Consider the following 12,549-nt stretch of genomic DNA (forward strand, 5'->3'; position numbering starts at 1 on the left):
TCGGCCGCCTTGCCCCTTTCGTCCCCTTCGTTCAGCAGCCCTTCGCCCCAGGATCCCGCAGCCATGCAAGTCCAGTCGATGCAGTTCAAGGCGCGCGCCGGCCAGAAACTGGCCGATCAGCGCCTCCAGCAGAACCTTACGAAGCTCTCGACGAAGTTCGTTTCGGCGCGTGCCGAGGCGATGACCGCGATCGACTTCCCGGCTACGCGCGCCGCCCTCAAGGCGCGCCGCAACCGCGCGCTGGACAACCTCGATGTCTGGCTGGAGCAGTTCGAAACCGAGGCCACGCGCCGCGGCGTGACGGTGCTCTACGCGGAAACGGCGCGCGACGCGGCCAAGCTGGTCGCCGACATTGCGCGCAAGCACGACGTGCGCAAGGTCATCAAGACGAAGTCGATGGTTTCCGAGGAGATGCAGCTGAACACGGTGCTCGAAGGGATGGGCGTGCAGTCGGTCGAGACCGATCTCGGCGAGTACATCCTGCAGATCAACGGCAACGAGCCGCCGAGCCACATCATTGCGCCCGTCGTCCACAAGGACAAGGACGAGATCGCCGATCTCTTCGCGAAGACGCATCACCGGCCGCGCCTGACCGAGATTCCCGACATGACGCGCGAAGCGCGCGAAATGCTGCGCCCGCATTTCCTTTCGGCGGACATGGGGGTGACGGGCGGCAACTTCCTCGTGGCGGAAACCGGTTCGGTCGTGCTGGTGACGAACGAGGGCAACGAGGGCATGTGCACGGTGATGCCGCGCGTGCATGTGGCGGTGACCGGCATCGAAAAGGTGCTGCCCACGCTCGAGGATCTCGCGACGGCCATGCGCCTCTTGCCGCGCTCGGCGACAGGGCAGGCCACTTCGAACTACTTTTCGGTGCTCACGGGTCCGCGCGGCAAGGACGACATTGACGGACCCGAGCACATGTACGTCGTGCTCGTGGACGGCGGCCGCACGGGGCTCATCGGCGGCGAGTTCCAGGAGATGCTGCGCTGTATTCGCTGCGGGGCATGCATGAACCATTGCCCCGTCTATCAGAAGGTGGGCGGCCACGCCTACGGCTGGGTGTATCCGGGGCCGATGGGCTCCGTGCTGACGCCGAGCTATGTGGGCCTCGAGAAGGCGCTCGACCTCCCGCAGGCGGCCACGCTCTGCGGCGAGTGCAATAGCGTCTGCCCGGTGGGCATCCCGCTGTCCGACCTGCTGCGCAAGCTGCGCGAGAAACAGACCGAACGCCATCTGCGTCCGTGGCGCGAGCGGGCCGCGCTCGCGGTGTGGGGCTGGTTCGCGCTGCACCCGGGCGCCTACGCCACGCTGACGAAGCTGGGCGTACGCGTGCTGGAGCGTCTGGGCGGGCAGGCGCGGCTCATCCGCAAGCTGCCGCTGGCGCGGGGCTGGACCGAGGGCCGCGACATGCCCGCACCGGTCGGGCGTACCTTCCGCGAACTCTACGCGGCCCAGCGTACGCATCTCGATGCGACGCGCCGGCAGACCGCGGGCTGACTCGCTGCCGAATCGAACTCGTCCACTGTTTAACTTGCGGCAACAGTGTGTTCGGCGTTGCCGGGTTTTTCCTGATTGCGGATGTCTATATCATTTCGACTGGCGATAGTGCGTCCCGCACTGATCGCCCTCTAGTCGAGAGAGTCCGCATCATGAAAAAGAAAATATCGGTGTACTGGCCGCTGGCGCTGATCGTGCCCTGCGCGGCTATCGCATGGGCGCATGCATGGAATACGACGCAGCAGCAAATGCCGCTCGCAGCCGACCAGCTGAGCGCCGAACTGGCGCGTGCCGTGTCGTACGGCCTCGTTGGCAGCGAGGGCCCGGCGCCCGTCAAAGCCCCCGTCAAAGCGATCGGCGCCGGCGAGGCGCTGCCGCCGGTACGTGCCATCTGAGCGCCCGGCTTTGTATAATTAACAGTTTGGCTCGCCGCTCAGGACTGTCGATTCGATGAACAAGGTTTCCGTCTGCTTTGTCTGCCTCGGCAACATTTGCCGCTCGCCCACGGCCGAGGCCGTGATGCGGCACATGGTCGGGCAGGCGGGGCTGGATGGGCGCATCGACGTCGATTCGGCGGGCACGGGCGACTGGCATCTGGGCGAGGCGCCGGACGAGCGGGCCCAGCGCGCCGGCCATCGCCGCGGTTATGATCTCGCGCCGTTGCGCGCCCGCCAGATCGGCGCCGGCGATTTCGAGCGCTTCGACTTCGTTGTCGCGATGGACGACGCGAACATCACGGCGCTGCAGAAAGTGGCGCCGCCCGCGGCGCGCGACAAGATCCGTCTTCTGATGGAGTTCGCGCCGCAGTTGGACACGCGCATCGTCGCCGACCCTTATTTCGGCGGCGAGGCGGGCTTCGAAACGGTTCTCGATCAGTGCGAGACGGCCTGCGAGGGCTTGCTGGCGGCGCTGCGTACCCGCCTCGCCGAGTAGCACAATGGCCGGCGCAAACCACGATTCACGGTTTGCGCCGTTTGGCTGCTGTGGGCTGCATGGGGCTTTTCGCAACATGCCTAATAACCCAGATGGCGGCGCGGATACTTGACTAAACTAGTCATGTATTTATACTTGACGAAAATTGTCGAGAATTGCGGTTCCCCTACATCATGAGACTCACCACGAAAGGCCGTTTCGCCGTCACGGCGATGATCGACCTGGCCCTGCGCCAGGAGCAGGGCCCGGTGACGCTTGCGGGTATCAGTCAGCGCCAGCACATCTCGCTGTCGTACCTCGAACAGCTGTTCGGCAAGCTCCGCCGTCATGAAATCGTCGAATCGGTCCGCGGGCCGGGCGGCGGGTACAACCTCGCGCGCCGCGCGGAGGATGTCACCGTTGCCGACATCATCATCGCCGTGGACGAGCCGCTCGACGCCACCCAGTGCGGCGGCAAGGGCGCCTGCGAGGGCACCAAGCAGCACGACGGCCATTGCATGACGCACGAGCTCTGGTCCACGCTGAACCAGAAGATGGTGGAGTACCTCGATTCGGTGTCCCTCAAGGATCTCGTGGACAAGCAGCGCGCCCGCGAAGGCGCCGCGTCCACGGTCCTGCGCGACCGCCGCACGGAAACGCCGGTCGTCGAGCCGGTGCGCACGGTCCCGCTTGGGCCCAACTCCATATTCAACATGGCCGGCTCCTGATCCCCGCGATCCCGGACCACGGCCAGCGCAATACACAGAGCAGCAGACAGATTCCCCGGAGCGATAGATGAATAACGACATTCCCCACCTGCCCATCTACATGGACTACAGCGCGACGACGCCTGTGGACCCGCGCGTGGTGGACAAGATGATTCCGTACCTGCGCGAGCAGTTCGGCAATCCGGCGTCGCGCAGCCACGCCTACGGCTGGGATGCGGAACGCGCCGTCGAGGAAGCGCGCGAGAACGTCGCCGCGCTCGTCAACGCCGATCCGCGCGAAATCATCTGGACCTCCGGCGCCACCGAATCGGACAACCTCGCGATCAAGGGTGCCGCGCACTTCTACAAGAGCAAGGGCAAGCACATCATCACGGTGAAGACCGAGCACAAGGCCGTGCTCGACACCACCCGCGAACTCGAGCGCGAAGGCTACGAAGTCACGTATCTGGACGTCAAGGACGATGGCCTGATCGACCTCGACGCCTTCAAGGCCGCGATCCGTCCCGACACGATCCTCGTTTCCGTCATGCACGTGAACAACGAGATCGGCGTGATCCAGGATATCGAGGCGATCGGCGAGATCTGCCGCGAGAAGGGCATCATCTTCCACGTGGATGCTGCGCAGTCCACAGGCAAGGCGCCCATCGACCTGCAAAAGCTCAAGGTCGACCTGATGTCGTTCTCGGCGCACAAGACCTACGGCCCGAAGGGCATCGGCGCGCTGTACGTGCGCCGCAAGCCGCGCGTGCGCATCGAAGCGCAGATGCACGGCGGCGGTCACGAGCGCGGCATGCGCTCGGGCACGCTCGCCACGCACCAGATCGTGGGCATGGGCGAAGCGTTCCGTATCGCGCGCGAAGAAATGGCGACCGAGAACGAGCGCGTGCGCATGCTGCGCGACAAGCTGCTGCGCGGTCTTTCGGAGATCGAAGAGACCTATGTGAACGGCGACATGGAGCAGCGTGTCCCGCACAACCTGAACATCAGCTTCAACTTCGTCGAAGGCGAGTCGCTGATCATGGCGGTGAAGGACGTTGCGGTGTCGTCGGGTTCGGCGTGCACGTCGGCTTCGCTGGAACCGTCGTACGTGCTGCGCGCGCTCGGCCGCAACGACGAGCTGGCGCACAGCTCGATCCGCTTCACGGTGGGCCGCTTCACGACTGAGCAGGACGTGGACTACGTCATCAACCTGTTGAAGTCGAAGATCGCCAAGCTGCGCGAACTGTCGCCGCTGTGGGAAATGCACAAGGACGGCATCGATCTCTCGACCATCCAGTGGGCCGCGCACTAAGACAGCGCAGCGCCGAACAACGACCCGGCCGCAGCGCAACTGAAATGCAGCGCGGCCAACGAATTGAAGGAGTGTGATCATGGCATATAGCGAAAAGGTTCTGGACCACTACGAAAACCCGCGCAACGTCGGCTCGTTCTCGAAGGACGACGACACGGTGGGCACGGGCATGGTCGGCGCGCCGGCCTGCGGCGACGTGATGAAGCTGCAGATCCGCGTGGGTGCGGACGGCGTGATCGAAGACGCGAAGTTCAAGACCTACGGCTGCGGTTCGGCGATCGCGTCGAGCTCGCTCGTGACCGAGTGGGTGAAGGGCAAGACGCTCGATCAGGCGCTCTCCATCAAGAACACGCAGATCGCGGAAGAGCTCGCGCTCCCGCCGGTGAAGATCCACTGCTCGATACTCGCGGAAGACGCGATCAAGGCAGCCGTGGCCGATTACCGTCAGCGTCATACGACGGACGCGAAGGCCGAGGCCTGAGCGGGTCAGCGGGCGAGGCAGGAGCGCAGCGTTCGGCTAAAGCCGCGCGCTGCGGGATTAACGACTTTGAATGCAGGCAGGGTTGCGCTGCGGCGTGACGAAAACGCTATGGCAATTACGTTGACGGAAAAAGCGGCACAGCACGTGCAGAAGTACCTGACCCGGCGCGGCAAGGGCGTGGGTCTGCGTCTTGGCGTGCGCACGACGGGCTGCTCGGGGCTCGCCTACAAGCTCGAGTACGTGGACGAACTCGCAGCCGAAGACAACGTCTTCGAAAGCCATGGCGTGAAGGTCATCGTCGATCCGAAGAGCCTCGCCTATATCGACGGCACGCAGCTCGATTTCGTGCGCGAGGGGCTCAACGAAGGCTTCAGGTTCAACAATCCGAACGTGAAGGACGAGTGCGGCTGCGGCGAGTCGTTCCGCGTCTGAGCCCGCGCGATGTAGGTGTAAAGGCGGCCTGTGCCGCCTTTTTGACTTTTGATGGATGCGGCACACAATTCGATGACCTCGCGATGACCTCGCTTTCTTCGCTCTCCGATAGCCATTTCATTCTCTTCGGTCTGCCCGAGCAGTTCGAAGTCGACGCCGACGCGCTCGACCATGCCTACCGCACGGTACAGGCGCAGGTGCACCCCGACCGTTTCGCCGCGGCCGGCGATGCGCAAAAGCGCGTCGCGATGCAGTGGGCCACGCGCGCGAACGAGGCGTACCAGACGCTGCGCGACCCGCTCAGGCGTGCGAAGTACATGCTGCATCTGCGCGGGATCGACGTCGGCGCGGAGAGCAACACGGCGATGGAGCCTGCGTTCCTGATGCAGCAGATGGAATGGCGCGAGGCGATCGAAGATGCCGTTGGCGCGAAGAACGTCGATGCGCTCGACGCGCTCGCGGGCGAGTTGCGCGACGACGAGCGTACCCGGCTCGCGAAGCTCGCGGCGCTGATCGGCAGCGGTTCGAACCAGGCGGCCGCCGAGGCGGTGCGTCAACTGATGTTCATCGAGCGCGTGGCGAGCGAGATCGACGCGCAGATCGAGCGTCTGGAAGACTGAAGGGGGTTCGCGCCAGCCCGCGGAGCGGGCAGGGCGTGAGCCTGAACGGATTGAAGAGACACGGGCCGAAAGGCCCGGGCAAGATCACACAGATCACACAGATGGCACTACTGCAAATCTCCGAACCCGGCATGGCGCCGGCGCCGCATCAACGGCGGCTCGCGGTCGGCATCGACCTCGGCACGACGAACTCGCTGGTCGCCGCGGTGCGCAGCGGCGTGCCCGACGTGCTGCCCGACGAAGCAGGCCACGTGCTGCTGCCGTCCGTCGTGCGCTATCTCGCGAATGGCGGGCGCCGTATCGGCCGCACCGCGAAGGCCGAGGCGGCGACCGACCCACGCAACACGATCGTCTCCGTCAAACGGTTCATGGGACGCGGCAAGGCCGATGTCGAAGGCGCCGCGAACGCGCCGTACGAATTCGTCGACGCGCCGGGCATGGTGCAGATCCAGACCGTGGACGGCGTGAAGAGTCCCGTCGAAGTCTCGGCGGAAATTCTCGCGACGCTGCGCCAGCGCGCGGAAGATACGCTCGGCGACGAACTCGTCGGTGCGGTCATCACGGTGCCCGCGTACTTCGACGAAGCGCAGCGCCAGGCGACCAAGGATGCCGCGCGTCTCGCGGGCCTGAACGTGCTGCGCCTCCTGAACGAGCCGACGGCGGCGGCCATTGCCTATGGCCTGGATAACGGCGCCGAAGGTCTCTACGCCGTGTACGACCTCGGCGGCGGTACGTTCGACCTGTCGATCCTCAAGCTCACGAAGGGCGTGTTCGAAGTGCTCGCGGCCGGCGGCGATTCGGCGCTTGGCGGCGACGACTTCGACCACGCGCTCTTCGACTACGTACTCGCGCAAAGCGGCGTCGAGCGCGCGGCGCTCGCGCCCGAAGACGTGCGCCTCTTGCTCGACCACGCGCGCGAGGCGAAGGAAGCCCTGTCGTCGGCGCCCGAGGCGCGCATCGACGTGACGTTGTCGAGCGGCAAGGCGATCGCGCTGACGATCGACGAAGCGCGTTTCGAAGCGCTGACGCAGGCACTCGTGCAACGCACGCTCACGCCGACGAAGCGGGCCCTGCGCGACGCGAAGGTCGCGCCGAAGGACGTGAAGGGGGTGGTGCTGGTGGGCGGCGCGACGCGTATGCCCGTGATCCGCCGCGCCGTCGAGCAGCATTTCGGCCAGGCGCCGCTCACGAACCTGGACCCGGACCAGGTGGTGGCGCTCGGCGCGGCGATCCAGGCCGACCTGCTCGCGGGCAACCGCGGCGGCGAAGACGATTGGCTCCTGCTCGACGTGATTCCGCTTTCGCTCGGCGTCGAGACGATGGGGGGCCTCGTCGAGAAGATCATCCCGCGCAACTCGACCATTCCTGTCGCGCGCGCGCAGGACTTCACGACGTTCAAGGATGGCCAGACGGCCATGGCGATCCACGTCGTTCAGGGCGAGCGCGAGCTCGTCTCCGACTGCCGCTCGCTCGCCCGCTTCGAGTTGCGCGGCATCCCGCCGATGGTGGCAGGTGCCGCGCGCATTCGCGTGACCTACCAGGTGGACGCGGACGGCCTGCTCTCCGTGTTCGCGCGCGAACAGCATTCGGGCGTGGAAGCGTCGGTTGTGGTGAAACCGTCCTACGGTCTCGCCGACGACGAAATCGCGAAGATGCTCGAAGACAGCTTCAAGACGGCAGAGGTGGACATGCGCGCCCGCGCGCTGCGCGAGGCGCAGGTGGAAGCCGAACGCATCCTTGAAGCGACCCTGGCGGCGCTCGCTGCCGATGGCGAGCTGCTCGATGCCGATGAGCGCAAGGCACTCGACGCGCTCATGGACGCGCTGCGCAACGTTGCAACCGGCGACGACACCGACGTCATCGAGACGGCGACGAAGGCGCTCTCCGAAGGCACCGACGAGTTCGCCGCGCGCCGCATGGACAAGGGCATCAAGCGCGCGCTGGCCGGCAAGCGCCTCGACGAGATCGGCTGACGCGTCACGCGAGAACCGCGAGAGAAGCGGAATAAAAGCGGCGCGTGGACGATTCCCGCGCCGCGGCGTCTGCGTGCTTTCCCGATGCAGGAAACCGCGCGGCGCCAGTAGAATGGGCTCAGGCCGCCGTCGAGGACGGGGCACTGCGCTCGATACGAATGTTATTGGATACGGAATTCACAATGCCTCAAATCGTGGTGCTGCCCCATGTCGAACTGTGCCCGGAGGGCGCGGTGATCGAAGCGAAGCCGGGCGAAAGCGTATGCGACGCGCTGCTCGAACACGGCATCGAGATCGAGCATGCCTGCGAGAAGTCGTGCGCATGCACGACCTGTCACGTGATCGTGCGCGAAGGCTTCAATGCGCTCGAGCCGTCCGAGGAAGCCGAGGACGATCTGCTCGACAAGGCGTGGGGTCTGGAGCCGACCTCGCGGCTGTCCTGCCAGGCGCTCGTGCCGGAGAACGACGATCTGGTGGTCGAGATTCCGCGGTACTCGATCAATCACGCGAAGGAAAACCACTAAGCCCAACGAGGAGCGTGCAGCCATGAAATGGACCGATGTGCAGGACATCGCGGTGGCACTGACGGACACTCACCCGGAGGTCGATCCGCAATACGTACGCTTCACCGATCTGCATCGCTGGATCACGGAGCTCGAAGGCTTCGACGACGATCCCGAGCGTTCGAACGAGAAAATCCTCGAGGCGATCCAGGCCGCGTGGATCGAGGACGCCGGCTATTGAACCGTCGATTGGCTCACCGGGTTGTCTGTTGTTGCTTGACATGAAAAAGGCGATTCACCCCAAGGGGCGAATCGCCTTTTTGTTTGCGGCCAGGATATTAGGCGGTAGCGTCAGGCCGCGACGAGCGTGCCGTTCTCCACGCGCACGCGCTCGCCTTGCTGAAATGGCGGCGCGTCGTGGTAGGTGAAATAGCGCGTCTTGCCGTTTTCCATGTGCACGCGCACCGAATAGCTCGTCGTGCTGCGAATGTGCTTTTCGACCGAGTTGCCGGCGAAGCCGCCGCCAACCGCGCCCAGCACCGTCATGGCGGCGCGTCCGGTGCCCGCGCCGAACTGGTTGCCGATCAGGCCGCCTGCCACCGCGCCGCCCACGGCGCCTATGCCCGTGCCGTGGCCTTCATGCTTGACGGCGGAAATGGCCTCGACCGTGCCGCACGATTCGCATGGGGCCTGGGCAGGCGGCGCTTGCTGCGCATCTTGCTGCGGCTGCTGACCATACTGGGCCGGCGCGGGCTGAGCCGCGGGAGACGGCTGCACGGGCGCGTTGTTCTGCGCCATTTGCGCGGGCGCTGCCGGCTGGGTGGAGTCGACGACCGGCTGCGAAGCCGTCGTCATGGCCGTTTCGCCGGTCTGCGTTTGCGCGTTCTGTTCGGTAGTGCTGGAGGCCTTCGGGAAGACGCCGGTGATGGCCGCCGTGGCCGCGAGGCTCGCGACGATGACGGCCGCCGCTGCCGCGGCGATCAGGGGGTGAAGGCGTTTGCGTGAGGTGTTCGGATCAGGCTGGTTCATGACAAGCTCCGTCTTTTAGCAGAGTTGGTTTTTGTAAGACATAGTCTGAGCCAGAACGATTCCCGGCGGGTTTCAATTTGTAACCCACGCCGTGTGCGGAGAGGCACTCGCGAGCACCGGAGCCCGGAAAGGCGCTTCTGCACGCGCTGAGAAAGGCGCGGCCTCGGCAGGCCCACGTTCCGACCCCGGCACCTTTTACCGATGGTTACAAACCGGCGGGGTAAAACAAAGACAAAAGAAAAGGGCGCATGCGGCGTGAACCGCATGCGCCCCTCAGGCGTTCCGGCTGATGCGAACGGGGATCAGTCTTCGCGGCGCAGGTGCGGGAACAGGATCACGTCGCGGATGCTCGGGCTGTCGGTCAGCAGCATCACGAGACGGTCGATGCCGATGCCGCAGCCGCCCGTCGGGGGCATGCCGTATTCGAGTGCGCGAATGTAGTCGGCGTCGTAGAACATCGCTTCTTCGTCGCCGGCGTCCTTCTGCTCGACCTGCTTTTTGAAGCGTGCGGCCTGGTCTTCCGGATCGTTGAGCTCCGAGAAGCCGTTGGCGATCTCGCGGCCCGTGATGAAGAGTTCGAAGCGCTCGGTGATGCCCGACTGCGTGTCCGAGGCGCGGGCGAGCGGCGACACTTCGACCGGGTAATCGATGATGTAGGTCGGTTCCCACAGTTGCGACTCGGCGGTCTCTTCGAAGAGGGCCAGTTGCAGCGAGCCGACGCCCGCGTTCAGGAACGCGGGCTGGTTCGCGTCCACGCCGAACTTCTTCAGTTCGGCGCGCAGGAACGCGGCGTCCGCGAGTTGCGCGTCGGCGTACTGCAGCGCGTACTTCTGGATGGCCTGCGTGATCGTGAGGCGGTGGAACGGCTTGCTAAGGTCCAGCTCGCGGCCCTGATACGTGAGCACGGCGCTGCCTTGCGCGTCGACGGCGGCCTGGCGGATCAGCGCCTCGGTGAAGTCCATGAGCCACGTGTAGTCGGTGAACGCGGCGTAGAACTCCATCATCGTGAATTCCGGATTGTGACGCGGCGAGACGCCCTCGTTACGGAAGTTCCGGTTGATCTCGAACACGCGCTCGAAGCCGCCGACGATCAGGCGCTTCAGATACAGCTCCGGCGCGATGCGCAGGAACATCTGCATGTCGAGCGCGTTGTGATGCGTGACGAAGGGCTTGGCCGCCGCGCCGCCGGGAATCGGGTGCAGCATCGGCGTTTCGACTTCCATGAAGCCGGCGTCCGCCATGAAGCGTCGCACCGACGAGATCGCCTTCGTGCGCGACACGAAGGTGTTGCGCGCCTCGGGTGTGGCGATCAGGTCGACATAGCGCTGGCGATAGCGCATTTCCTGGTCGGCGAGGCCGTGGAACTTGTCCGGCAGCGGGCGCAGCGCCTTCGAGAGCAGGCGCAGTTCCGTGCAGCGCACCGAGAGCTCGCCCTTGTTCGTGCGGAACAGCACGCCGCGCGCGGCCACGATGTCGCCCAGGTCCCACTTCTTGAACGCTTCGTAGGTCGCCTCGCCCACGTCGGCGGGCGTGATGAAGAACTGGATCTGGCCCGAGCCGTCGCGCACGGTCGCGAAGCTCGCCTTGCCCATCACGCGCTTGAGCATCATGCGGCCCGCGATCGACACTTCGAGCGCCTGCGCTTCCAGGGCGTCCTTGTCGGTGTCGGCGTGGTCGCGCTGCAGGTCGGCGGCGTGATGGGTGGGGCGGAAGTCGTTGGGGTAGGCGACGCCCGCTTCGCGCAGCGCGCGCAGCTTCTCGCGGCGCTCGGCGATGATCTGGTTGTCGTCCGGCTCGGTCGCGGACGGCTGGGTCGGTTCGGTCATGTTGGCTCGGGTTCGGTGATACAGATTCGATGGTCCGGGCGGGGCGCGATGCGCGCCGCCGCGCCCGGAGGAGCGGCCTCAGCAGCTTAGATGCCCTGTTTCAGGCTCGCGCTGATGAACTCGTCGAGATCGCCGTCGAGCACGGCCTTGGTGTTGCTGATTTCGACGTTGGTGCGCAGATCCTTGATACGGCTGTTGTCGAGCACGTAGGAGCGGATCTGGTGGCCCCAGCCCACGTCCGACTTGCCCGCTTCGAGCTTGTCCTGCTCCGACTGGCGCTTGCGCATTTCGGCTTCGTACAGGCGCGATTTCAGCATCGCCATGGCTTCGGCGCGGTTGCGGTGCTGCGAGCGGTCGTTCTGGCACTGCACGACGATGCCCGACGGCATGTGCGTGATACGCACGGCGGAATCGGTCTTGTTGATGTGCTGACCGCCCGCGCCCGACGCGCGGTACGTGTCGATGCGCAGATCGGCCGGATTGACCTCGATCTCGAACGAGTCGTCGATCTCCGGATACACGAACACCGACGAGAACGACGTATGACGCCCGCCCGACGAGTCGAACGGCGACTTGCGCACGAGGCGGTGAATGCCGGTTTCGGTGCGCAGGAAGCCGTAGGCGTATTCGCCCTCGACCTTGATCGTCGCGCTCTTGATGCCGGCCACGTCGCCTTCCGATTCTTCGAGCACTTCGGTCTTGAAGCCCTTGCGTTCGCAATAGCGCACGTACTGGCGCAGCAGCATCGACGCCCAGTCGCAGGCCTCGGTGCCGCCGGCGCCGGCCTGGATGTCGATGAACGCGTTGTTGGGGTCGGCCGGGTTCGAGAACATGCGGCGGAACTCGACGTCGGCGACGCGCACCTCGATCGCCGCGGCGTCGGCCTCGCAGGCGGCGAGCGTGTCGTCGTCGCTTTCCTCGCGCGCCATGTCGAAGAGGTCCTGGGTGTCGCGCACGTCATTCTCGATGCCTTCGAGCACATGCACCACGCCTTCAAGCAGCTTCTTTTCCTTGCCGAGCTCCTGGGCGTGCTTCGCGTCGTTCCAGACGTTCGGGTCTTCGAGTTCGCGGTTGACTTCGATCAGTCGCGTGGACCTGGCATCGTAGTCAAAGATACCCCCGTAGCTCGCCCGCGCGCGTGCGCAGGTCCGCCAGAGAGGCTTCGATCGCGTTGAGACGTTCCGCTTCCATTTGTGTCGTGATCCGGGGCGTAAAACCTTGAATTATAGCCGATTGGGCCTGCATCAAGGGTGG

The 12,549-nt window shown here is 65.3% G+C and carries 14 protein-coding genes; 11 read left to right on the forward strand and 3 right to left on the reverse strand.

Features of this window, described 5'->3' with window-relative positions; genetic code table 11:
- Nucleotides 1–63: 63 nt before the first annotated feature.
- From V8683_RS18915 to iscX, 11 genes are all read left to right on the forward strand, one after another.
- On the forward strand, nucleotides 64–1,500 hold the full coding sequence (locus V8683_RS18915) for a lactate utilization protein B (protein WP_411189942.1): 1,437 nt from the start codon (nucleotides 64–66) through the stop codon (nucleotides 1,498–1,500).
- Nucleotides 1,501–1,652: 152 nt separating this feature from the next.
- Nucleotides 1,653–1,895: a hypothetical protein gene (locus tag V8683_RS18920; RefSeq protein ID WP_411189941.1), complete on the forward strand. Its 243-nt coding sequence runs from the start codon at nucleotides 1,653–1,655 to the stop codon at nucleotides 1,893–1,895.
- 55 nt (nucleotides 1,896–1,950) lie between these two features.
- Nucleotides 1,951–2,433, forward strand: coding sequence for a low molecular weight protein-tyrosine-phosphatase (locus V8683_RS18925; protein WP_411189940.1), 483 nt, complete (start codon nucleotides 1,951–1,953; stop codon nucleotides 2,431–2,433).
- A gap of 173 nt (nucleotides 2,434–2,606) precedes the next feature.
- Nucleotides 2,607–3,140, forward strand: a complete 534-nt coding sequence (iscR, locus tag V8683_RS18930) for a Fe-S cluster assembly transcriptional regulator IscR (protein ID WP_411189939.1) — start codon at nucleotides 2,607–2,609, stop codon at nucleotides 3,138–3,140.
- Between the two features lie 67 nt (nucleotides 3,141–3,207).
- Nucleotides 3,208–4,431: an IscS subfamily cysteine desulfurase gene (locus tag V8683_RS18935; RefSeq protein ID WP_411189938.1), complete on the forward strand. Its 1,224-nt coding sequence runs from the start codon at nucleotides 3,208–3,210 to the stop codon at nucleotides 4,429–4,431.
- A gap of 79 nt (nucleotides 4,432–4,510) precedes the next feature.
- On the forward strand, nucleotides 4,511–4,912 hold the full coding sequence (iscU, locus tag V8683_RS18940) for a Fe-S cluster assembly scaffold IscU (RefSeq protein WP_411189937.1): 402 nt from the start codon (nucleotides 4,511–4,513) through the stop codon (nucleotides 4,910–4,912).
- Between the two features lie 108 nt (nucleotides 4,913–5,020).
- Entirely contained in the window at nucleotides 5,021–5,344 is a 324-nt protein-coding gene (gene iscA / locus V8683_RS18945; RefSeq protein WP_027793501.1) for an iron-sulfur cluster assembly protein IscA, read from the forward strand.
- 83 nt (nucleotides 5,345–5,427) lie between these two features.
- Nucleotides 5,428–5,964 (forward strand): Fe-S protein assembly co-chaperone HscB, encoded by a 537-nt coding sequence (hscB, locus tag V8683_RS18950; protein WP_411189936.1) that lies wholly within the window; start codon nucleotides 5,428–5,430, stop codon nucleotides 5,962–5,964.
- 101 nt (nucleotides 5,965–6,065) lie between these two features.
- The gene (hscA, locus tag V8683_RS18955; RefSeq protein WP_411189935.1) at nucleotides 6,066–7,937 is read left to right on the forward strand and encodes a Fe-S protein assembly chaperone HscA; all 1,872 of its coding nucleotides are present in this window, start codon (nucleotides 6,066–6,068) and stop codon (nucleotides 7,935–7,937) included.
- A 182-nt stretch (nucleotides 7,938–8,119) separates the two neighbouring features.
- The gene (gene fdx, locus V8683_RS18960; RefSeq protein WP_411189934.1) at nucleotides 8,120–8,461 is read left to right on the forward strand and encodes an ISC system 2Fe-2S type ferredoxin; all 342 of its coding nucleotides are present in this window, start codon (nucleotides 8,120–8,122) and stop codon (nucleotides 8,459–8,461) included.
- A gap of 22 nt (nucleotides 8,462–8,483) precedes the next feature.
- Nucleotides 8,484–8,681 (forward strand): Fe-S cluster assembly protein IscX, encoded by a 198-nt coding sequence (iscX, locus tag V8683_RS18965; protein WP_322014038.1) that lies wholly within the window; start codon nucleotides 8,484–8,486, stop codon nucleotides 8,679–8,681.
- Between the two features lie 110 nt (nucleotides 8,682–8,791).
- On the opposite strand, the gene V8683_RS18970 is transcribed toward iscX, so the two are convergent.
- The 3 genes from V8683_RS18970 to prfB all read right to left on the reverse strand — a co-directional run bounded on the left by V8683_RS18970 (nucleotide 8,792) and on the right by prfB (nucleotide 12,486).
- The gene (locus tag V8683_RS18970; RefSeq protein ID WP_411189933.1) at nucleotides 8,792–9,469 is read right to left on the reverse strand and encodes an outer membrane lipoprotein; all 678 of its coding nucleotides are present in this window, start codon (nucleotides 9,467–9,469) and stop codon (nucleotides 8,792–8,794) included.
- 302 nt (nucleotides 9,470–9,771) lie between these two features.
- Nucleotides 9,772–11,295, reverse strand: a complete 1,524-nt coding sequence (gene lysS / locus V8683_RS18975) for a lysine--tRNA ligase (protein ID WP_411189932.1) — start codon at nucleotides 11,293–11,295, stop codon at nucleotides 9,772–9,774.
- An 86-nt stretch (nucleotides 11,296–11,381) separates the two neighbouring features.
- Nucleotides 11,382–12,486 (reverse strand): peptide chain release factor 2 gene (gene prfB / locus V8683_RS18980; RefSeq protein WP_411189931.1). Its coding sequence is split into 2 segments (ribosomal slippage): nucleotides 11,382–12,404 and nucleotides 12,406–12,486, totalling 1,104 coding nucleotides; the frame shifts between segments, so codons are not numbered across the junction.
- Nucleotides 12,487–12,549 lie beyond the last annotated feature (63 nt).

The organism is Paraburkholderia sp. AV2, assembly GCF_054968425.1.

What these genes read in the sequence shown, in the direction of transcription:
- iscR (WP_411189939.1), top strand. Translation starts at nt 2,607, where the DNA reads ATGAGACTCACCACGAAAGGCCGTTTCGCCGTCACGGCGATGATCGAC.
- V8683_RS18915 (WP_411189942.1), top strand. Translation starts at nt 64, where the DNA reads ATGCAAGTCCAGTCGATGCAGTTCAAGGCGCGCGCCGGCCAGAAACTG.
- V8683_RS18925 (WP_411189940.1), top strand. Translation starts at nt 1,951, where the DNA reads ATGAACAAGGTTTCCGTCTGCTTTGTCTGCCTCGGCAACATTTGCCGC.
- hscA (WP_411189935.1), top strand. Translation starts at nt 6,066, where the DNA reads ATGGCACTACTGCAAATCTCCGAACCCGGCATGGCGCCGGCGCCGCAT.
- V8683_RS18920 (WP_411189941.1), top strand. Translation starts at nt 1,653, where the DNA reads ATGAAAAAGAAAATATCGGTGTACTGGCCGCTGGCGCTGATCGTGCCC.
- V8683_RS18970 (WP_411189933.1), bottom strand. Translation starts at nt 9,469, where the DNA reads ATGAACCAGCCTGATCCGAACACCTCACGCAAACGCCTTCACCCCCTG.
- iscX (WP_322014038.1), top strand. Translation starts at nt 8,484, where the DNA reads ATGAAATGGACCGATGTGCAGGACATCGCGGTGGCACTGACGGACACT.
- V8683_RS18935 (WP_411189938.1), top strand. Translation starts at nt 3,208, where the DNA reads ATGAATAACGACATTCCCCACCTGCCCATCTACATGGACTACAGCGCG.
- fdx (WP_411189934.1), top strand. Translation starts at nt 8,120, where the DNA reads ATGCCTCAAATCGTGGTGCTGCCCCATGTCGAACTGTGCCCGGAGGGC.
- iscU (WP_411189937.1), top strand. Translation starts at nt 4,511, where the DNA reads ATGGCATATAGCGAAAAGGTTCTGGACCACTACGAAAACCCGCGCAAC.
- lysS (WP_411189932.1), bottom strand. Translation starts at nt 11,295, where the DNA reads ATGACCGAACCGACCCAGCCGTCCGCGACCGAGCCGGACGACAACCAG.
- hscB (WP_411189936.1), top strand. Translation starts at nt 5,428, where the DNA reads ATGACCTCGCTTTCTTCGCTCTCCGATAGCCATTTCATTCTCTTCGGT.
- iscA (WP_027793501.1), top strand. Translation starts at nt 5,021, where the DNA reads ATGGCAATTACGTTGACGGAAAAAGCGGCACAGCACGTGCAGAAGTAC.